At 61.3% G+C, this 19,973-nt stretch carries 22 protein-coding genes and 1 tRNA gene; 5 read left to right on the forward strand and 18 right to left on the reverse strand.

All coding sequences use genetic code 11. The features are described 5' to 3' along the window. The 3 genes from purE to ACNHKD_RS09075 form a co-directional block, all read right to left on the reverse strand. Positions 1–510, reverse strand: coding sequence for a 5-(carboxyamino)imidazole ribonucleotide mutase (gene purE / locus ACNHKD_RS09065; protein ID WP_442756719.1), 510 nt, complete (start codon positions 508–510; stop codon positions 1–3). Positions 511–573: 63 nt separating this feature from the next. Then, positions 574–1,392: a carbohydrate kinase family protein gene (locus ACNHKD_RS09070; protein WP_442756720.1), complete on the reverse strand. Its 819-nt coding sequence runs from the start codon at positions 1,390–1,392 to the stop codon at positions 574–576. A 116-nt stretch (positions 1,393–1,508) separates the two neighbouring features. Next, positions 1,509–2,399 carry a DUF1259 domain-containing protein gene (locus ACNHKD_RS09075; RefSeq protein ID WP_442756721.1) on the reverse strand — a complete coding sequence of 297 codons (891 nt, stop codon included), beginning with the start codon at positions 2,397–2,399 and terminating at the stop codon, positions 1,509–1,511. 226 nt (positions 2,400–2,625) lie between these two features. On the opposite strand from ACNHKD_RS09075, the gene ACNHKD_RS09080 reads away from it, so the two are divergent. Beyond that, positions 2,626–3,834: a cation:proton antiporter gene (locus ACNHKD_RS09080; protein WP_442756722.1), complete on the forward strand. Its 1,209-nt coding sequence runs from the start codon at positions 2,626–2,628 to the stop codon at positions 3,832–3,834. A 906-nt stretch (positions 3,835–4,740) separates the two neighbouring features. On the opposite strand, the gene ACNHKD_RS09085 is transcribed toward ACNHKD_RS09080, so the two are convergent. From ACNHKD_RS09085 to ACNHKD_RS09100, 4 genes are all read right to left on the reverse strand, one after another. Further along, positions 4,741–4,974, reverse strand: a complete 234-nt coding sequence (locus ACNHKD_RS09085) for a hypothetical protein (RefSeq protein ID WP_442756723.1) — start codon at positions 4,972–4,974, stop codon at positions 4,741–4,743. Positions 4,975–5,080: 106 nt separating this feature from the next. Then, positions 5,081–5,299: a YdcH family protein gene (locus ACNHKD_RS09090; protein WP_442756875.1), complete on the reverse strand. Its 219-nt coding sequence runs from the start codon at positions 5,297–5,299 to the stop codon at positions 5,081–5,083. A gap of 73 nt (positions 5,300–5,372) precedes the next feature. Continuing rightward, complete coding sequence (locus ACNHKD_RS09095; RefSeq protein WP_442756724.1) at positions 5,373–6,815, reverse strand: protein adenylyltransferase SelO; 1,443 nt, start codon at positions 6,813–6,815, stop codon at positions 5,373–5,375. Between the two features lie 285 nt (positions 6,816–7,100). Continuing rightward, positions 7,101–7,280 carry a YdcH family protein gene (locus tag ACNHKD_RS09100; protein ID WP_442756725.1) on the reverse strand — a complete coding sequence of 60 codons (180 nt, stop codon included), beginning with the start codon at positions 7,278–7,280 and terminating at the stop codon, positions 7,101–7,103. Between the two features lie 290 nt (positions 7,281–7,570). On the opposite strand from ACNHKD_RS09100, the gene ACNHKD_RS09105 reads away from it, so the two are divergent. From ACNHKD_RS09105 to ACNHKD_RS09120, 4 genes are all read left to right on the forward strand, one after another. Further along, positions 7,571–7,645, forward strand: a tRNA-Val gene (locus ACNHKD_RS09105). Positions 7,646–8,227: 582 nt separating this feature from the next. Beyond that, positions 8,228–8,437 carry a YHYH domain-containing protein gene (locus ACNHKD_RS09110; protein WP_442756876.1) on the forward strand — a complete coding sequence of 70 codons (210 nt, stop codon included), beginning with the start codon at positions 8,228–8,230 and terminating at the stop codon, positions 8,435–8,437. A 65-nt stretch (positions 8,438–8,502) separates the two neighbouring features. Further along, positions 8,503–9,417 carry a CFI-box-CTERM domain-containing protein gene (locus ACNHKD_RS09115; protein WP_442756726.1) on the forward strand — a complete coding sequence of 305 codons (915 nt, stop codon included), beginning with the start codon at positions 8,503–8,505 and terminating at the stop codon, positions 9,415–9,417. Beyond that, positions 9,414–9,995 carry a CFI-box-CTERM domain-containing protein gene (locus ACNHKD_RS09120; protein WP_442756727.1) on the forward strand — a complete coding sequence of 194 codons (582 nt, stop codon included), beginning with the start codon at positions 9,414–9,416 and terminating at the stop codon, positions 9,993–9,995. The genes ACNHKD_RS09115 and ACNHKD_RS09120 overlap by 4 nt, the downstream gene beginning before the upstream one ends. Here ACNHKD_RS09120 and ACNHKD_RS09125 read toward each other — a convergent pair. The 11 genes from ACNHKD_RS09125 to ACNHKD_RS09175 all read right to left on the reverse strand — a co-directional run bounded on the left by ACNHKD_RS09125 (position 9,979) and on the right by ACNHKD_RS09175 (position 19,951). Further along, complete coding sequence (locus ACNHKD_RS09125) at positions 9,979–10,446, reverse strand: hypothetical protein (protein ID WP_442756728.1); 468 nt, start codon at positions 10,444–10,446, stop codon at positions 9,979–9,981. The two genes, ACNHKD_RS09120 and ACNHKD_RS09125, sit on opposite strands and share 17 nt — an antisense overlap. After that, positions 10,447–11,163 (reverse strand): hypothetical protein, encoded by a 717-nt coding sequence (locus ACNHKD_RS09130; RefSeq protein WP_442756729.1) that lies wholly within the window; start codon positions 11,161–11,163, stop codon positions 10,447–10,449. Then, positions 11,160–12,032, reverse strand: a complete 873-nt coding sequence (locus ACNHKD_RS09135; RefSeq protein WP_442756730.1) for a terminase large subunit domain-containing protein — start codon at positions 12,030–12,032, stop codon at positions 11,160–11,162. The genes ACNHKD_RS09130 and ACNHKD_RS09135 overlap by 4 nt, the downstream gene beginning before the upstream one ends. After that, on the reverse strand, positions 12,029–12,526 hold the full coding sequence (locus ACNHKD_RS09140) for a hypothetical protein (protein ID WP_442756731.1): 498 nt from the start codon (positions 12,524–12,526) through the stop codon (positions 12,029–12,031). The genes ACNHKD_RS09135 and ACNHKD_RS09140 overlap by 4 nt, the downstream gene beginning before the upstream one ends. A 47-nt stretch (positions 12,527–12,573) precedes the next feature. Then, positions 12,574–12,804 carry a hypothetical protein gene (locus tag ACNHKD_RS09145; RefSeq protein ID WP_442756732.1) on the reverse strand — a complete coding sequence of 77 codons (231 nt, stop codon included), beginning with the start codon at positions 12,802–12,804 and terminating at the stop codon, positions 12,574–12,576. A gap of 378 nt (positions 12,805–13,182) precedes the next feature. Then, positions 13,183–14,409, reverse strand: a complete 1,227-nt coding sequence (locus ACNHKD_RS09150) for an AAA family ATPase (RefSeq protein ID WP_442756733.1) — start codon at positions 14,407–14,409, stop codon at positions 13,183–13,185. Then, positions 14,406–15,467 carry a bifunctional DNA primase/polymerase gene (locus tag ACNHKD_RS09155; RefSeq protein WP_442756734.1) on the reverse strand — a complete coding sequence of 354 codons (1,062 nt, stop codon included), beginning with the start codon at positions 15,465–15,467 and terminating at the stop codon, positions 14,406–14,408. Before ACNHKD_RS09155 ends, ACNHKD_RS09150 begins: the two co-directional genes overlap by 4 nt. A gap of 5 nt (positions 15,468–15,472) precedes the next feature. Further along, the gene (locus ACNHKD_RS09160) at positions 15,473–15,943 is read right to left on the reverse strand and encodes a hypothetical protein (protein ID WP_442756735.1); all 471 of its coding nucleotides are present in this window, start codon (positions 15,941–15,943) and stop codon (positions 15,473–15,475) included. Positions 15,944–16,410: 467 nt separating this feature from the next. Next, the gene (locus ACNHKD_RS09165; protein ID WP_442756736.1) at positions 16,411–17,637 is read right to left on the reverse strand and encodes a tyrosine-type recombinase/integrase; all 1,227 of its coding nucleotides are present in this window, start codon (positions 17,635–17,637) and stop codon (positions 16,411–16,413) included. 259 nt (positions 17,638–17,896) lie between these two features. Continuing rightward, the gene (locus tag ACNHKD_RS09170) at positions 17,897–19,603 is read right to left on the reverse strand and encodes an MEDS domain-containing protein (RefSeq protein WP_442756737.1); all 1,707 of its coding nucleotides are present in this window, start codon (positions 19,601–19,603) and stop codon (positions 17,897–17,899) included. A 123-nt stretch (positions 19,604–19,726) separates the two neighbouring features. Next, positions 19,727–19,951 carry a hypothetical protein gene (locus ACNHKD_RS09175; protein ID WP_442756738.1) on the reverse strand — a complete coding sequence of 75 codons (225 nt, stop codon included), beginning with the start codon at positions 19,949–19,951 and terminating at the stop codon, positions 19,727–19,729. Positions 19,952–19,973: the final 22 nt, after the last annotated feature.

Below are 19,973 nucleotides of genomic sequence, written 5' to 3' on the forward strand. Positions count from 1 at the left end.
TCATGCCTCGTCTTTCGGCGTCTCGGAGACGCTCGCCGTCTGTTTGGCGCGGAAATCCGCCAGCCGCGCCGCCAGCGCCTTGTCCTTCAGTGCAAGAATGGAAGCGGCGAGGATGCCGGCGTTGATTGCGCCCGCCTTGCCGATGGCGAGCGCGCCCACCGGCACGCCGCCGGGCATTTGCACGATGGAAAGGAGCGAATCCATGCCCTTCATCGCCTGGGACTCGATCGGGACGCCGAGCACGGGCAGATTGGTCATCGACGCCGTCATGCCGGGGAGATGCGCGGCGCCGCCGGCGCCCGCGATGATCACTTCGAAGCCTTCCCCGGCCGCGCCCTTGGCGAAGGCGACGAGCCGGTCGGGCGTGCGATGGGCGGAGACGATTCGCGCCTCGCAGCCCACGCCAAGCGCGCCCAGCGTCTCGACGGCGTGGCGCATGGTGGCCCAGTCGGACTGCGACCCCATAATGACCGCGACAGGCGTATTCGGCTTCGCCACTTTGAATTCCATCGGCTCGAACGTGGGAAGCCACGCCCCATAGACGATGGGACGGCCCAAGGCAAGGCAGAGCCGCTATCTGGAGCCGAGTCGGCTGATGGCCCGCGCCGCGAGCCGCAGGCCGTTGCGCGCCGCGGCTGCGGGTTCGGCGCCGCTGAGCAGGCCGGCGATCACCCCCGCATTGAAGGCGTCGCCGCCGCCAGTGCGGTCGACCGGCTCGACTAGAGTTGTCGGGACAGTTTCGACGCGGCCCCCGCTCAGAATCTTCGCGCCTTCGCTTCCATGCGTAACGAACCAGATCGCCGGATCGGCCGCGTGGCGCTCCAAGAGGAAGCCCATCGGGTCGTCCGAGCCGACGGCGCGCGCCAATTCGTCACAGTTCGTGAAGAGGCAGTCCGCCGCGCGGGCGAAGGCGGGATCGTAGCTGCCGTTGAGTTCGAGCGACAGCCGCCGCGCCCCGCGCGCTCGTGTCAGGAGGTTCGCGTCCCGGACGGCGGCATGCAGCCAGTCCGCGTCTGCGGCCAGCGGCAGCGCGTCGTCCGGCGTCCATGGCGCCTCAAGCGTCGGGCTCGTGACGATGCGCTTGTCGCCCGGCGGCGAGAGGCAGACCGCGACGGGCGAGGATGAGCGCACCGCTTTGACGCCCGCCACGTCCACGCCCGCCTCGGCGAGGTCGCGAAGGGCGAAGGCGCCGAGGAGGTCGTCGCCGACCCAGCCCAGCATCCGCACGCGCGCGCCCTCGCGAGCGAGCCAGACGGCCGTGTTGGCGGCCGAACCGCCGCCGCCGACCGCGACGGCTTTCGCCGGAATTTTTTCGTGCGCCTCGGGCAGGCGGTCCAGCCGCAGGGTGACGTCGAAATTAATGCTGCCGAGGCAGCAGACATATCCAGGCATGACTCGGGCGATCCCAACAGGCCGAGCATTCGTTGTCGGATCGGAATATCAGTCCCGCGCCGACATGTCGCCTCCGTCGGCCTTTCGCCCGCGTGCAGCCAGGAACCGCGCCCGCCTTAGCCGCCGGTCGGAACATGCACGGCGTCGAGTCCGGCGCGGAGCCCATGAGCGAGTTTTGAGGCGTCCCCATTCGCCCAGAAATGCACAAAGAACAGCCGGGGCTCGTCATCGAGCATATGATTGTGCAGCGCCGTCACCTCGATCCCGTTGGATTGAAGCGCGTTCAGCAAAGGTTGGATTTCGGAAGCCAACGCGACGAAGTCGCCGCTGATCGCCGCCTTGCCTTCGCCGGTCGGCTGGAAATTGATCGCGATCGCCGTCCCCATTGCGGGCGCCACGACCATGCCGCCAGCCTTGATGTTTTCGGTCCGTGGGACGCTGAACTGATACACGCCGGCGTTGCTCCTCCCCTTGAAGCCCAGGATTTCGTCCACCTTCGCGGCGTCGAAACCAGGTTTTGCCGGCTCCCGCGCCGGGGCGACCGCAGTCTCGAACGGCGTCTTCGTCGAGGCGAGCGCTTGCCGAACAGCTTGCGCCATTTTAGCCGGATCGCCGTGAGCCGAGACATGCATATAAAAGGTCGCAGGGGACGCGCGCAGCAGGTGATTGTGGACGCCGGTAACCTCGACGCCCGCATCGAGGAGCGACCTCATGACGGGATTGACCTCCGTCTCCGTCAAGACCAGGTCGCCCATCATGATCGCTGACTGCTCCGCAGGCTCGAAGGCGACCCAACCGCCCAGGGCGAGCCCGGTCTTGACGCCGACTCCGTCCAGCGTGACCTGGAGATCGGTCCTGGGAAGGGGATATTTGTGAACCGGTCCGGCAATCGCCGCCTTCTTGCCGAGTATGGCGTCGATCTGCGACCAGTCCGGGTCCGCCTGCGCGGCGGGGGACGCGGACGCCAAAACGCCCGCAACAACAAACGTCATCAGCGCTCTTTTCATTGCTTCTCTCTCTGCGAAAAGTACGTTGGCTGCGAGAAAATTAGGGCGCGCTGCGAAAAAATGGGAACGGGATTTTCGCTTGAAGCGCACTCTAAACCATAGAAACAGTTACGTTATTGCGTTCAGGCGATCTGGCCGAACGTAGCGTGGCTTGCGCCCCGGAAGCGAATAAGCGGATAAGTTCTCGCTGGCAGACGCCCCTTTTTCTCGAAAGCTTCCGAAAGCCATGGACGAACAACTCACCAAAGCCGTCGCCTCTCTCGCCGTCGCGATGATCGTCGCCATTGTCGCGCGGCGGCTGAAACTGCCCTACACGGTCGGCCTCGTCGTCGTCGGCGCCATAATCACATTCACCAGGCCAGACTTCGGGCCGCATCTCACGCATGAATTCATCTTCGATCTCATCCTTCCGCCGCTCCTCTTCGAAGCGGCATTGGCGCTCTCCTGGAAGGAACTGCTGCGCGATTCCGTTCCACTGCTGACGCTTGCGGGTCTGGGCACCGTCGTCTCGGCGGCGGTCGTCGCATTGGCCTGCACGACACTGCTGCATTGGCCGACTCCCTCCGCCCTCGTCTTCGGCGCGCTCATCGCGGCGACCGATCCGGTGGCCATCATCGCCATGTTCAAGGACAATGGAGTGAAAGGTCGCCTCAGATTGCTGGTAGAGAGCGAAAGCCTGCTCAATGACGGCGCGGCGGCGGTGCTGTTCGTGATGGCGCTGGCCTGGGCCGAGAGCCACGGCGCGGGGCAGGGCGCAGGCGAGGTCATGCTCGCCCTTGCGCGCATTGTGCTCGGCGGCGTGGCGGTCGGCGCGCTTGTGGGCGGCGCGGCGATCCTGCTCGCCATGGGGACGGCGGATCACCTGATCGAAGTGGCGCTGACCACCATCGCCGCCTTCGGGTCATTTCTCTTCGCCGAGCACTTTCATTTTTCCGGCGTGCTCGCCTGCGTCACCGCGGGACTGATGATGGGCAATCTCGGCCTGCTGCGCGAGGAGAACCGCAGCTATCTGAGCGAACGCGGCCGGGAATTCGTGCACGGCTTCTGGGAATACGCCGCCTTTCTCGCCAACTCCATGGTGTTCCTGATGATCGGCGTGGACGTCGCCTCGACGCCGTTTGCGGAATATGGGTCCGCGCTGGTCGTCGCCGTGATCGCGATCGTGCTCGTCGCCCGCGCGCTCACGGTCTATCCGCTGAGCGCGCTGTTCCTGCCGACCCGCTGGCGCATCAGCTTCGGGGAGCAGCATGTCCTGTGGTGGGGCGGCCTGCGCGGGGCGCTCGGTCTCGCGCTCGCGCTGTCGCTTCCCGACTCTCTGCCGATGCGCGACGTCATCGTGGTCGCGACATTCGGCGTCGTGGCCTTCTCCATCGTGGCGCAGGGGCTGACCATGCCATTTTTGCTATGGGCGTTAGGGGTCGGCAGGGGGCGCTAGGGCTAACGCAAAGGGGATTATCCCCTTCAGTTTGTTGACAAACCTCCCGAGGCGGCCTCGTCCTTCGAGACGCGAGCTTTGCTCGCTCCTCAGGATGAGGCCTAAGTATTTGGCGCTGAAGGAAAAAGCCCTCATGCTGAGGAGCCTGCGCAGCAGGTGTCTCGAAGCACGAGGGGCGTCGCCGCTACTTTGTCAGCAGCCTGAAGGGGATTATCCCCTTATTGCATCCTGGAAGGTCTGGACATGGGGAAAAAACGGGCGATGGACGGGGCGGCAAACCTACCGGCGCGGGGCAGGGGCCGATGGTTATTATGGCGCTAGCGCCAGCCAGACGACGTTTTCCTTGGTTGCAGTTCCTATAAAAAAGCCCGCCACAGGATAGGAGGCGGGCTTCTCCGGTTCGATGTGGATAATGCGCTAACCCAATGTCGCGTGCGAAATAATCGGAGCGAGGGAAATTACGCCGAAAATGACGGCAATTCCAACGGCCAACCACACTAGACCCTTCGTGCGACCGGCATTGCTGCTGCTGTTGCTTTTCATAGCTCGCGTCCGTTCTCTTTTCTCATGCGTCATCAAAGGCGATAACGCATCGTGGAACGATATAAATTATATCGTTGAACGATACAAGTGGGCGCTTCGTCGCACGGGACGGCATTATTGTTCCGCCCGCGCAAATTCAAGCCGCGTTGCTTTCCTCCCAGCCTGCGACGTTCCGCGCAAGATGCGGCGACTGCTCGTTTCTTATTATGAAGGCGGGGAAGACGCGGCTATTGGCAGCGCTGGACGCGGACTGATTGTCGCGCCGCGGTCAGCCTGAAATAATAGCAAAAACAAATAATTACGCTGCATCAGCAGGGGCTGGCCAGCCCCTGTGATGCGCGCCCTCGGCTTTATGCCGAAGACTTAATGATGGAAGGTGAACAGCCGCCAGACCGCGAGCGACACGGCGATGGCGGCGATGACGACCAGCGTCGCCGTCGCCTTGAAGAACAGCGAGGAGAGCGACGGCGCGGTCTCGCGCTCGCCGACAATCCGCACGCCTGGGACATGGCGCGGACGGCGGCCATAGGCGTCGGGCTTGGGCGCCCGGCGACGGCTATCGAAGGAGTCGCTGATCGAAACACTGAGACGAGGCATGGCTTGGCTTCCCAGAAGTTGACCGAGGACGGATCGTTTCTGTCTCAAACGGGGACAGTGGATCGGCCTACGGTCACGGGCTTCAAGCCGCGTGCCTTTTTAACTTTCAGGCAATGATGTCGGGCGTGAGCTGGTCTTCCAGCTGCGCGATGCGGTCGCGCAGAAGGAGCTTGCGCTTTTTCAGCCGCTGGATCTGAAGCTGGTCCGGCGCGCCGACGGCGATCAGCGCGTCGATCGCCGCCTCCAGGTCTTGATGCTCAAGCCGCAGGCGCTCCAATTCGACCCGGATGGCGTCCTGTTCGGCATCGCTGGGATTGTCGTTCATCGCCGTCAAAGCTCGCCCCGCCGCAGGCTTCCAGAATCGATGGGGCGATTATCGCGCCGCGCCTTGCGGCCGTTCAAGCGGAAAACGCCTCAGCGGAGGCGAAACCATACGCGTCCCGCATTTCCGCGATCTGCGCGATTTTTTCCCGCAGCGCCGACCAGTCGTCCGCCTCCGCGATGGGCGCCCAGATGGCCTCGACCTCGTCAATCAGCATGGTGCGGGGCGTCGGCCGCAGAAAATAGGGATGATCGAGCCGCGCGTCAGCCGTCGCCTGACGTTCGGCGAAGCTCGCGCGGACGGGCGCGAATTCTTCCCGTTCGTAGAAAGGCGCCGAAGGACTCGCTTTGGCGCGCGCGTCGCTCGCAAGCCCGCCGCGCCAGTCGAAGAAGGTCTGCTCGAAAGGCGCGCGCGTTTTCATCAGGAAATCGGTGAAGGCCTTGGCGAGGCGCGCATCGGCCTCCTCGCCCGCCGGGGCGAGGGCCAGGCGCCGCAACAGGGCGGCGCGGTATTCGCGCTGGATCAGGGCGGGGAACGCGTCGAGCGTCTTCTGCGCCGCCTCGAGCCCGGTCAGATGCAGCAGGCATTCGGCCAGCCGCGCGAGATTCCAGGCGAGCGCCGGCGGCTGGCGCGCAAAGGAATAGAGTCCGCTCTCATCGAAATAGGCGGCGGTGAAGAGCGGATCATAGGTGGGCGCGAAGCGCCAGGGGCCATAGTCGAAGCTCTCGCCCGTCACGTTGATATTGTCCGAATTCAACACGCCATGAACGAAACCAGTCGACATATAGCCGGCGCCGAGCTTCGCCACGCGGGCGCAGGCCTCCTCCAGAAAGGCGCGCGCCTTGGCCTCGTTCGGCAGATCGGCGAGCGCCGGAAAGTAATGGCTGCAAACATAATGCAGCAGCCGCGCGATCGCGGGTTTGTCGTCATGAAAGGCGAGGCGCTGGAAAGTGCCGATGCGAATATGCGAGTGGGAGAGCCGCACCAGAACGCTGGAGCGGGTGGGCGAGGGCTCGTCGCCGCGCAGCAGCGCCTCGCCGGTTTCGATGAGGCTGAATGTCTTGGACGTGTCGACGCCCAGCGCCTCCAGCATCTCCGTCGCGAGTATTTCGCGCACGCCGCCCTTGAGGGTCAGTCGCCCGTCGCCCCGCCGCGACCAGGGAGTCTGGCCGCTGCCCTTCGTGCCGAGATCAAGCAGCCGGCCATCGGCGGCGTCCCGCAACTGCGCGAAGAGAAAGCCGCGCCCGTCGCCGAGCTCAGCGTTGTAAACGCGAAATTGATGGCCGTGATATCGCAAGGCGAGCGGTTGCGGCAGACCGCCGGGCAGGGGCTCGAAGCGGCCGAAATGCGCAATCCACTCCTCATCGGTGAGCCCGTCCAGCCCGATGCGCGCCGCCCAGCGCTGATTGCGGTAGCGCAGGATCGTCTGGGGAAAGGTCGCGGCCTCGACGCGGTCGAAAAAGGGTTCGCCCAGGGTCTCGTGAAGAGTCTCGGGGCGGTAGGCGGCGGTGGCGGGCATGTGACGAGTTCTCGTTTTGGCGGTTCAGCGCATGAGCAAGCGTTGCGCCAAAAGATATGGCGGGCCGGCGGAAGGAGCAGTCTGGGCGTTCCCGTCGGGCCACAGCCTCCACCCTTCGCCCCTCCAGGGGAGGGGCGGGCCTCGGAAAGCCCGGGGGATAAGGTTGGCGTTAATGCGGGCCTGAAGGCCCGCGCGCCCTCGGCGGTTACGGCAAATGCCAAAAAGAAAAGGGCGGAAGCAGCGCTCCGCCCAACATCTCGACGTTTGCCTGGTGACCGCGCAGGGTCAGTGTCGCGTTTCGCTTACGGCCAATTTGGCGAGCTCGTCCTTGATTTGCAGTTTTTTGCGCTTCAACTCGATGATCTTCGCCTCGTCGGCGTTGGGATGGAGCTGCTCTTTCTCGATTTCCTTCTTGAGCGCCTCGTGGCGGCGTTGGAGTTCGACGATATGGCCCTGTAAGGACATGCGAAACCTCCTTTGTGTCTCTCCCCCTCGAAGAGGAGCGCACGGCCAAGCATGCCACAACGGGGAGCCGCCGCAAGTCACGAAATGACGCAGGCGTCACAAATCTTTCACCGGATCGATGTGCGATTTTAACGTTTCGTCAATCTTTCCGAGCGCTAGGCGCGACGCGACTCCCTTTCCCGGGCGACCTGGGCCGGAAGAATTTTTCGCAACAAAGGCGCTTGCGCCTCGTCGCGTCCCCCACTATACACACGCCCACCCGAGCCGCCCACGCGGCGGACCCCGGAAGGGGGCGCGTAGCTCAGCGGGAGAGCACTACGTTGACATCGTAGGGGTCACAGGTTCAATCCCTGTCGCGCCCACCATTCAAATCAAAGACTTATGCGAATGGTGACTTGCTGACGTGAAGCCACGTCAGCAATACGTCAGCAGCGCACAAAAGGGCGCGGCCGTGGCCGTCACGCGGTCGCCTTGGGAGCGGCCGGCTTGGTCCCTTCCCATGGTGGGCTTGCCCCCGAGCGCAGCCGGACGCCGCCCCGATCTTGGCGGCGCACGCCCGATCGGCTTAAGCTCCCGCCCATGCCCTCCCCGACGCGCTACACCGGCCCGGCCATGGACCTTGCGAACATGCGCAGCCTTGGCGTTCGCGCCGTCGCCGTCGAATGCGGGTGCGGCCGTCGGGAGAGCGTCGATATGTCGGGATTACCGGGGTCCGTTGAAGTGCCCACGCTTAAGCGCCGGCTGCGCTGTCTGGTCTGCGGCGCGCGCCCGAGCGACGTTCGGCCCGATTGGTCGCAGCATCGGGCAAGCGGAATGGGGCGCTAGCGGGCGACACACTCCTTGGGAAGGAACTGGCGAGCGCGCGCCGGTTCGGCTAGCCTTGGCCCATCCGTGACTCATTGCCGGACGAAATTATGTGCAAGACGAGAGGCTTTCTTTTCGCGTCAATGGCGACAATAGCCGCTACGTTCCCCGTTCAAGTTGCCGACGCGCATCCGGGCGCGCTGAACGCCGCCGGTTGTCACAACGTCCGCGCGACAGGCGAATATCATTGTCACGCGGGCGCGGCTAAGGCCGGCGAGCATCGGCGTTTCGTGACGTTTGGCGAAACGAACGATGAATTTAGCAGTCGCTACGGCGTGCATAAAAAGCGCTAACCCTAGCCGGAAGCGCGCATATCCGAGATTGCTGTAATGGTTGAGGCGTGAGGGCGGCGAAATAAATGCGCTACTACTATGGACGAGGCTATCGCAGAAGTTGGAAGCCACCGAAATATTCTGCCCTAACTGGGCTCTTTGGAAATGCTGTTGGCGAAATAAAGAGCGCGTTTTTAAATATGGATAGCGGCGCTCTTGACGAGCTATTCGCAGAATATGGCGGCAAATACGGGAAATCTGCCGAAGCATATGCCAGAAAGACGCATCCGAAGTGGCGAATTGGAACAACAACCCTGTCTGGCCAAACGATGGAAAGGCTAATAGAGCTAGTCCCGCCGTATCTATCGAGCGACCAACGATTTGCAATCCTAAAAACTGTCCTGAAATACAATAAGAAAAATGCAGATGCGCGAACAATACGTATAAACGTTAAAGAGCCACAAGCCGGATTTGCGGAGTTGGACCAAGTCCTTGCGTCGATGACGCATGATGATTTACTCGCGCACCTGCCGGAAAGGGTAATGAAGGCTGCGTCTTGGCTCTACGCCGATGATGTTACTTCGGCGAGAGCAATGCTTGCTGAGGCAGAACGCGTGGAAAACGAAATAATCCGCGCGAGTGCCAAGCGAGAAATCGAGCTATTGCGCCGGACCATAGCGACAGGACAGGTAAAGGCCGCAAACTACTCTGTGACAATGCCAGCGGGCCGTCTCAATGTCGTTGCTTACGAACCGTCTTTCTGCATTGTCGCGACTGTGTGTTTTGGACAGAACGCACCTGAAACAATGGCGCTTCGCAAGTGGCGAGACGGCTTTCTGGTTTCGTGTGAATGGGGGCGAGAGTTCATCGTCTGGTATTATCGCCACGGGCAACGCCTTGCCATGCTCTTGGAGCGCTTCCCCGCGCTTAAAGCCGTGGCAAAATCGGGAATAAGGTTGTTCGTTAGGGCGATGGACTATTTTGGAGTGCATGGGAAATGAGCGACGAAAAAAATCTCCCTGCAACGCGGGGCGAGAATAGCCCACAGCTTCACGATAACGGATTGAAAGCAGGTTCTTTGATACAACAATCTCTTTCGCGCCTAACGAAAGAGCAGGCAGAAAGCCTTGCAATGAAAGCGGCGGAAGCCGGTTTGGATTTAGAGGTTAAGAAGCTACAGCAAGACGCAGATTACCAAATGGGTCGGAAGGCCGCAGAAGACCATATTGATACATTCAATATGCTTGAAAAGCGTGGGCGGACGACAAGACAAACGGTTCGCTCAGATATAAAAACTGGCGCAGGAAAAATGAATATCGAAAGCAAATCCGGCGCATCATGCTTTGTTGCGTCTGTTGCTTATCAAAATCCAAACCATTCTGACGTGGTGTTTCTTCGCAAATTTAGAGACGTGCGGCTAGCGAAATATCATTTGGGGCGCACATTTATCGAATGGTATTGGAGAAACGGCCCGAAACTAGCCCGAGTTGTGCAAAAGTCCGAAGCGCTAAGATTGTCGTCGCGCTTTGTCATTTCGCGAATAGTCGCGATTTTGAGGGCTGTCACCGCTCTGGATTAGGTGGGATAATAACGGTTGGTCTGTCACAAGCCTTCCCGGCTTCGTGCCAGTCGCGCCAAATCCTTTGGCGGGCTTCGTCCAACGTCAATCGGCCGGCGCAAACCGCTCGGGCAAGGCAAGCCTCAATCTTGTCCTTGTCGCCGGCTTCTTCCCAAGGCTCAAGCTGAAAATTGCGCGGGTCCGACGGCGCGCCGCCAAGCGCCAGCGGTATCTTATGGTCAAGCTGAAACCGGGTTCTGTCGGCTTCCGTCAATCCAACCGCCCGGAGCTTCGCCAGCTTGATCGCATTCGAGACGGCGTAGGGCGGACGAACTGTCTTCGTCCAGCCTTGCACGCAAATCGTGTCTTCAATCGTCGCCTGTGTGACCGCCGGATTGAGGGGCAAATCTTCGGCGACTGCCGGCAAAGACGCCGCCGCGCTCGCCAATAAGAAAAGGACGGTTCGTCTCATTTACAAATCCCACATGCGATTGAGCAAATGCCTTACCGGCTGCGGCCGATTTTCGGCTTGCCAGACGGCCATGGCGGTTGAAAGCACAAGGTCGTCGTGAACGCTTTCGCGCCACGCCTCAAAACTCTCGTTGCCGCTCACGCTGATTTTCACCTTGAAATTCTCGAGTTCGTTGACGAGCGTTTCCACGTGCGGCAGGCCCTTTGCGATCTTTAGCCGGCCCGTTTGCAGCACCACTTGCAACAGCCCCGCCAATATCCTTTTGGGCACGCGAACGTCGCGGCTCGTCACCCGGTTGACTTGCTCGCCGCCGGTAATCGTCAACGCTATCGGGTCGAGCCCTTCCTTGCGGAACAAATCGACGCATGGCCTCCCCACGCCCGTTGCGTCCACCACAAGGCTCGGGGGCTCAGACCGCGTGGGAAGGTCCGCCAATAGCACCCGCACTTGCTCAATGATCTTGGGGTAGGGCGTCCCGAGCGCAGGCCGGTGCATAAACACAAGCGAATGGTGGACGACTTCCTTGCGTTCCTCGATTTGCGGCGTCGGCTCAAAGCGCGCCCGCGCGAATGTCGTTTCCGTCGCCGTCTTCCGTTCGTTGACGATTATGGCCGTGTAGTCCTTGGACTGTCCAAGGTCCACGCCGACGACAAAACCCGTCGATTGCGGTTCGGTTTGTTCGTGCCATCTATGCAGCGGCGGCGTCAGCGCGTTCATGACAAAATCCGTAGGGCAAGCGGTTGCACGTCGTCGGTAAGGGCGTTCATGATTGAGTCGGTCGAAAACAGTTGGTCCACGCTATCGACAAACTCGCACATGTATTCTTGGCGGAACCACCATTCGCCGATGGTTGCGCGTTCCGTATCCAGAAACTCGCGCGTAATGCGCGGCACGTCGTAGGCGGTTATCCGTTCGCGTTGCCATTCTTCGTCCGCCGAGTGCCACGCGTCGAAGAAATGTCCGCGCTTGCCGTGAGGCGTTGACATTAGGATTAGCCGTCCGCCGCTGACGGCGAGCATTGGGCGGACCGCCATATACAGCGCGTCGTCAACGAATGCGGCTTCGTCTTCGATAAGCAGCGTCACGGCGGAAAAGCCGCGAATGCTGTCGCCGTCGCCCGGAAGGCTGATAATGCGCGAGCCGTTCGCGAGTTCGCAAGACAGCTTGTTATTCGTCATTAGCTTCGCCTCGGGAACGCGAGACAGGAAGCCGCTGACTTTTGCGAATAGCTCCGACGACTGGCGTAGGCTCTTGGATACGAGCAACGTAAGCGAGCCGGGCCGATAGATTGCGGTATGCGCCGCCAACACCGCCGTCGTCGTTGATTTGCCCGATTGTCGCGAGCAATTGAGAATGACGCGCTTCGCCGACGATTGCAGCAAGCGCGTTTGCCAAGCGTCCGGCGTGAATTCGAGACGGTCACGGGCGAAGGCCACGGGGTCCAGACCGTGCAAGAGGGCGCGCGCCATAGCGGCCTGTGGGGCGCGTTGAGCGCCTGAACGGCTACCCATGGGGCGCTTGCCCGTTTTGGCGCGTCCACGGGGCGTCTCTGTGGCGGCAATCGACAGTCCCGGCGGCCGGGTCATGGCGCTTGCTCCGAAATGTGGGCAAGCCGGGCGGCGACGGCCGCGCGAGCGTCGGGATACGGAGCAAGCGCGTCGATTATGAGTTGCTGGAAATTCACGAATTGCGCGTGGACGACGATGTTGATTGCGTCGGGCTCAACGTCGCCGGTTAGCCTGCCAATGAAGACGAGACATTCGCGCGCCTCTTTGACGCCCCGCAATGCGGTTTGAATGTCGCCACTGTCTTCGGCTTTCGCGAGCAAATCGCGCGCCTTGTCCAAAAGCTCATGCGCTTGCTCTAGCAGCGTCGCGCCGCGTCGCCCTTCGGCTTCGGCGCGTTCGGCTTTTGCTGCCTCGATAGCCGCCTTTGGAAGATGCGCGGAACGATGACGCCAGAGCGCTTGTTTCGTTATTCCGTATTGTTTCGAGATAGCTTCGGCGTTGACGCCGCCGACAATGGCGGCGTCAATCTTATCTCGCTCGGGATGATTGCAGCAAAGGCAGGGTCTAGCCATTGCGGGTCCGTTTGCGTTGGGTTTGCACGTAGGGCAGTAGCGTCATGTCAGTTGCCGGATTTGCCCCGGTATTCCGCTAGCTTTTCCTCATAGACTTCCTGCCAGCCTTGCATGTTGGCCGGCTCGCCGCGTTCGCTCATTGCGCGCCCGGCAGCGTTGGCGGCGAAGAAGTTGGGATGCATACGGCGCTGCATTTGCTTGCGGCTTTCGTTGAGCAGCTTTTCGGTTTCCGCCTCAAATTCGGCGTCGGTCATTTGTCTGGCGTGCTTGTCGGTCATCGTTGCTTCTCTCGTTTGTGTTGGGATTGCAGTTTTGGCTACGTCAGTTCGTTGCTAGTCGGTCTCCTCCTTTCGTTCGCATCGCCTACCCACGGGGGCAGACCCCCATGGGATGGAAGCTCAAAGCCATCGCTGCGGAAGTCTGCGGCGGCGGTTCCCCTAAAGGGGAAACCTCCGCACCTCCGCAGACGGGGTTGCGGAGGTAGAGAAGAAATGAACCTCCGCACCTCCGCAACCAGCATTTTCAATGGTTTGCGAGCGGAAATTTGCGGCTGTTGGCCTTTTTGCGGAGGTTCGATTTTCAACCTCCGCAATGTGAGTTCCGCAAAGTGAACCTCCGCACCTCCGCAACGTTGAAAAATATGGGGTTTTGGCATGTCAGTCGCCTCCCGCCATCGAAGTCGGGCCGCGAACCTCCGCAGCCCCCGCAGATAGCAAATCGGGGCCGGCAAGCTCGTAATGGTCGTATTCCTTTCGGTCTTTGCCGAAAGCCTTTGCAGGCGCTAGCACCCGGTCTTTGACGAGCTTGGTGATAAACGCCTTGATGCGTCTCTTGTCGTCAGCGTTGTCGGGGTCTAGCCCGAGTGCGCCGCCAATTGGACGCCCGACCCATTCCGGCGACAGATGATGCGTCCGCCAAGGTCTGCCCCTCACGGCGTCGATAATCACGCGGCGTTCGTCGTCGGAAATGTCGTCGTCTTGCTTCGGCGGCGTCCAAATTTCAACAACGCCCACAACGTCGCCGTTAGGCAAAGGCTGGCCAACAAGGCGATACCACCAAGGGCGAGCGGATAGCGGCGACATATTCGCCTTGCCGTTTGTGACCTTGATAAACAGATGGCGGTTGCGATTTGGAATGTCCTTTAGATATTCGTTCGCTTCGCCGTCGGTCATGACGTTGAGCATTCGAGCGCAGCGCACGGCGTCAACAAGAGCCGAAGCGCCGCGCGAATGATCTACGGTCACGTCGTTCCCGTTGGCCTTGCGCGAGTGGTGCACAAGCTCGATTGCGCAATTGGCTTGCTGCGCAATCCGCCCCCATGTTTTCGCGACAAGATCAATCGCCGGATTATCGTTTTCGTTGACGCGATGGCACGAAACGAACGGGTCGATAATTAGAACGTCAATCCCGTTGCCGATTAGCTCGGCAATGATCTTATTCACTACCGCATTATCGACACGCGGTTTTCCGTCATCTGCGGACACGACGACCATTTCAGTATCGCGACCCGATGTTACGAATAGCTGGTCGCCAATGTCCTGTGGCAGCATTCCATGATGCAACATCGCCGCCGTCACGCGGCGTTGCAATTCGTCCATAGGGTCTTCGCCGTTGTGATACCAAACGCGCGCGACGTTTCTTGCCGTTGCGTTGAGGATCAAGCGACCGGAAGTCAGCGCGAGCGCTTCGGCGATGACGAGCGACGACTTGCCAGTGCCGCCGGGCGCAACTGTCGCCGACACGAATTTCCGCACGTAATGGTCGCCGAAAATCCATTCACGCCGGGGAATGTGCGCGGGGTCAATGAACGGAAACGGCGTGGCCTTGATCGGAGGCCAGTCGGGATTGACTGCATTGGCGTTGAACGGGGTAACGTTGCTCACTTCGTCACCCCGCCGCCAACGCTCGCCAGATACTCTTGATGGGCGCGCCAGACCGCTTGCCATTCCGCTTGTTGGTTTGGGTTGTCGGGGGCTTTCTCCAAAGGCGGATGCGGCCGTTGCATTCCGTTCGTCAGACCGCTTTGCAGGGTGGCCCATGCCTTGCGGTCGCCGTGGCGGTTGTCGTCTCGCCAGCCGTTAATTTCCATCGCGGCGTAAAGCGCGCCTTCGACCATTTCGCGCTCGATCCAGCCGGCGGCGACCATGCGCCCCATGCGGAAGGCGATGGCGTTGCAGGCCCGGTTTCGGCCGCTGTGAAGGCCCGCGAGTTCGGCGGCGTTCCTTGCGAGGGCGTCGGCGGCGTAGGCGCGTTCACGGTTGCCCACCGGCTCGGGAGAGGCGAGGGAACAACCCCCGTGGGAAGGGGCAACAGCGGGCCTCGGGAGCGCTGTGGCGTGCTCAATGGGCGCGGCTATGATCTTGGCGGCTTCGGCGAGGAACGCCGTGATTTGGTCTTCCGTGACCGGCGTAAGCGCGGCGCGGTCGAATTGCTGGGGTGGCAAGGGCCACCATTCCAGCGGAGCGCCGCTCGGGTGGTTGCCGTGGGCGACGAACTGTTGCCCGTAGCCTAAAATTTCGACTTTCTCGGCTTTGCCGTCGGCGCTTGTATAGACGCCGGAAACGATTGCGCGTTTTTTCGGTGCGCCTTCGGCCGCGCGATAAAGCAAAAGAATGCGATGGCTATTCGCTCGCCAACGGGCCGGTGCGCCGCCGAGCGTTGCGAACGCCAATTCACGAAGCGCGTTCGCTCGCGCCGGGTAGTCAACGTCAATATCGACGGCTCTTAGCCCGTCGCACAAAAGTCCGGTATTCAGCGCCCACGATTGCGCCGGGTTAATCGCCGCGAATGGCGGATTTGCGCGCGCCCGCCCGGTCCAATTCATGCCGTCGGGCTCTTTGCCGCCGGTCCGAACGGCTAAAGGCCGATGACCTTGCGCCCACAGTTGACGGCGCAAGTTCGTTATTTCGTCGCGTGTTTGAAGCGGCGGCGGCGTATTCATCTTCTTCAAATCCAATAGATTGGCGCGCCGTCCTCAAATCGGCGGAACGCGAAGCCTTGCCATTTGTAGAGTTCGAGAAATTCAGAGACGCTTGCCCAATTACTAGCCGGGCGCTTGCCGACGACGTAGAAAAACAGCCGCCGGCGCTCTTTGACGAAGCTCTTTGTCTCGTCTCGGAACTTCAACACGATTGTCGTATTCGGCTTCACAAAGCCGCCGTTGCCGTCGTCGCAAACGACTTCCGCGCCGTGCGGAGCATTTTTTGGAAGGAATATGCGGCTGTAGGCGACGCTTGGAATGAAGCCGAAGTTGGTATCCATTCGAAGGTCTACTTCCGTAGTCCAGTCTTCTGGATAGTCGATATATTGGCCTCTCAACCAACCATGCGCTTCGCTGTTGACGTATTCATTGATTAGCCGAGAGTCTTTCTCGATCTGCGGCACAAGGACTTGCGGCTGTCCTTTGGAGAAAATCATTTCAGCCGCCCTTGCTATCGGACGTTGAACGCTTCGGCGCGGACATTTTGTTGAGCGCCCACGCGTCAAGCGACGCGCGCGGATACACGACAGCGCGACCGCATTTCCGAAATTCAGGACCGCCGCCGCGAACGCGGTCCTTGGCCAGCGTCTTGGCATTTCCAATCCCGTAGCGCGTCCGAAGATATTCAGCCGCCTCAGGCGTCCGCAAAAATTCCCGTTCCATGGTGAGCCTCATCAATCCACGTTAGGTGGCGATACGGGAATGATAAAGGCGGCGAGTCGGTCGCTGTCAAGTCAAAATAAAGTAATGAACGAGGTTCGTTGCCATATTGCTGCTATTGGCTATGAGATTGTCAAGGCGTCGAAAAGCAATGACCATTACGATTGCTTCGAAGTGTTGTCGGATAGCTAGTTTATACATTCGTAGCTTCTGATTGCGTCTCGGATTGACGCTAACTTCGGCGCTATCGCATCGCTGTTGCGATTGTTTCGGCCACGCGCGAAGCGGCGTCGATAAGCACGGCGTCCGGGCGACGAATGTAGTGCCGTTCCGTAACGCCGCGTTTCGAATGTCCGATAAGCTCGGCAATGGTCGCGTCACCGTAGCCGAGTTCGGCGGCTATCGTTGCAAAGGTCCGGCGTGCATCGTGCGACCGCGCGTCGGTCAGTCCGGCGGCGTTGAATATCGCGGCAATCTGCTTCTTTAGGTCGGCGCTTCCGTCACCCGTGCGGTTGGGAAACACAAATTCATCGTCCATTTGCGTGATTGAGCGCAGATGGTCGATTGCGGCTTTGCCGACGGGGCGCGTTGAGCGGCCAGTTTTCGTCGTCTCAAGCCTCAAGCAAGAGCCTTCGAAGTCGATTTCTCGCCAGCGCAGCCCGCACGCTTCTTCGCGCCGTAAGCCCGTCAGCAAGATCAATTCGAGCGCCGCCGCTGCTTGGGGCAGGCGAGGGGAGGCGTCGTCAATCGCCTTGCCGAGCGCGCCGAGTTCCGCACGGGAAAGAATGCGGTCGCGAGCCTCCCCACGCTGTGTCTCAACCCCGTGGGCAGGGTTCTTGTCGCCGACGTATCCGCGCCGTTCGGCCCAAGTCCAAATGCCGCCCAACAATTCGACGACGCGGGCGGCGGTTCCGGCCCCGCCGGTCACGCGCGCGACGCCGCGCGTCTTCGTCTTGACGGTTGCAGCGGTTTTGCCAGCGGCGATGGCGTCCGCCATGCGTTGCACGTCGGCGCGCGTCAATTCGGCTGCAATCTTGCTGCCCAAGAGCGGGAGAATGTGGCGGGCGACGCGGCCCTCATCTATTGCGACCGTTGACGCCCGCTTCGGCCGGCGAAAACGCGTCGTCACGCTCCCGGCGCGCGCCGCTTCCAGATATTCATTGCAAAGCTCGGCGACCGTGACAGCGCTTCGGCGTTCCTTGCGCTCCGAAACCGGGTCGCGGCCTTGGCTCACTTCGGACAGCCGCTCGCGAGCGATCTTGCGGGCTTCGTCGGGCGTCATTGCGCCAACCGCGCCGATGACCAAGCGCCGCTGGACGCCTCTTTCGGTCCGGTAGTTGATAATGAAGCTCTTGCGGCCCGACGGCATAAGTCGGACGCCGAAGCCCGGCGTTTCGCTATCCCACGCATACACGTCGCGGGCGGGGTTGGGGGGCAGTCGGTCAATAACTGTTTTCGTGAGCTTGGGCATTCCGCGCCTTCACGTCAGCAATACGTCAGCGCAGAAAGGTAATCTCACGCCTCGCCGAGCGCAACCAAGCAAATAACATATGCTTAAATAACAGGTGTTTGTGGATAGTCAGGGGCTTTAGGGAAACCTCTGTAATCGTGTTGTTCCTACGTTGACATCGTAGGGGTCACAGGTTCAATCCCTGTCGCGCCCACCATTCAAGACACCCACTTACGCAGGCGGCAGGGCCATCGGGCTTCTGTGCCGCGCCTTTAATGCGTCACGCAGCCGGTAGCGTGAAGCTGACGATCGAGCCGCCGTCGGGGTTCGGCCGGGCCCATATCCGGCCGTCATGCGCCTCGATGATCGCGCGCGAGACCGAAAGGCCAACGCCGAGGCCGTGCGCCTTGGACGTGACGAAAGGCTCGAAGAGGTCGGCCTTGATCTCCTCGGGGAAGCCCGCGCCCGTATCGATCACGTCGATCTGCACGGCGTCGCCAGCGCAGGAGGTCGCGATCGTGACCTCTCGCATTTCTGCGTTCTGCACGGCCTCCACCGCGTTGCGGATGAGGTTCGCCATCACCTGCTCGATCTGGATTCTGTCCGCGAGGACCCGCTGTTTCGCGGCGGAAAAATCGCATTTCAGATCGACGCCGATCTGCCGGGCGCTTTGATTGGTCAGCTCGCAAGCGTCCTGGACGAGGTCGTGCAAATCCCAGATGGTCTTGTCGGGATCGCGGCGCGTCACGAATTCGCGGATATGGGAGATGATCTTCCCCGCGCGCAGCGCCTGCTCGGCGGCGCGATCGACCGCGTTTTCGACGCGCGCCGGACGCGCGTGCTCCGGCATGCGCAAGAGGCGTTGCGCCGCCTGAAGATAGCTCGCGGCCGCGGTCAAAGGCTGGTTCAATTCATGCGCGAGCGCCGTCGCCATGCCGCCGATGGCGCCGACGCGATCCGCGTGAAGCTTGCGGATTTGCGCTTCGGCCGCGCGCCGCTGCGTAAGGTCGCGCACGAAGCCGACAAAGAGCGGCTGGTTGTCCGCGGTCACGACGCTGAGCGTCCATTCGACCGGGAAAGCCGAACCGTCCTTGCGCCGCGCCTCGCCGCTAAAGATGGCGTGGGGGCGAAGATCCAGGCCGCCGCGCATGGCCTTGGCGAGGTCTGGAACGAAATCGCCGATATTGGAGCCGATCAGTTCAAAGGGCGGGCAATTGAAGATGCATTGCGCCGTGAGATTGGCGAGAACGATGGCGCCCGCTCCATCGCAGGTGACGATGCCGTCGCTCGCGCCGTCGATCGTCGCGCGCAGCCGCGCCTCGCTCTCGCGCACAACCTGCTCGTTGCGACAGCGCGCGTAGCACTTGAACGTGGTCCACGCGCCGCGTTCGCGAATAAGAGCGAATTCGTGGTTCGCCACCACGTCGAAGAGCTCCTGCTTACGGAGTTTCTCCAGCGCATAAGTGCAGAGCGCCAGGATGCGCTGCTGTTTGATAGCCGGATCGAGCACCGCTTCATATTGCACGAAGGCGTCCCAATCCTCTTGGGCGAGCCACGCCGTGTCGCCGGAAAGCCTCAGGCCGTCGAAGCCGCGTTCGAGCGCGAGATGCAGCTTGTCGAACCAACCCTCGCTTACCCTTGCGGCGTTGAAAACGCCGCCGCGCGTATACCACTCCGTGTCGTCGAGGATCTCGATCTGCCCATTGGAGAGATACTGATCGAGATCGGGCAGCGCCGCGCGCAATGCGTCGGCGGCTCGTTCAGGCGTCAAAGTCCGCGAGGTGATCCACAGGCAATATTCGTTGGAAAGCAGCCCCTCGCGGAAATAGGGGACGAGGATTTCCAGAAGCTCGTCCTGCGACGCATACATCAGGCAGATATGCGCGCCCCAATGCAACGGTCCGACGCACTCCAAGCCTGAATGACGCGCACCTCCCTGCAAAGCCGCAGCCTTGAGGGGACGAAAGTCGGTGACATTGCTGTTCAAGGCCAAAGCTTCCAGTTCAGGCGCCGCTCCGGACGCTATTAGCAACCCAAAAGAAGCCGCGAGCAAGCGTGGCGTTTCTCTGAAAGCTCCGCGGTCCGCCGAGCTTTCGGCTATAAAGCGCCGTCATTCCGTCGCTTCCATAAGCTCACGCCGCAATCGCTCGACGTCTGCGACATGCGCCGCCTGAATCTCCTCGGCCTGGCTGAGTTGTTCTCTCGCCAGCGCGGCGTCGCCTCCGACGCTCTCGAGGTTGATGACGCGCTTGCGCTGCTCGTTCACGCGGCGCGCGTCGATGAGCAGATAGCTCTCGACGCGGTCGAGTTGCTGCTGGATCAACGCCCGTTCCATCGCGGCCTCTCCTGCGCGGCTC

This window comes from Methylocystis sp. JAN1 (genome assembly GCF_052186135.1).
Taxonomy (GTDB): Bacteria; Pseudomonadota; Alphaproteobacteria; order Rhizobiales; family Beijerinckiaceae; genus Methylocystis.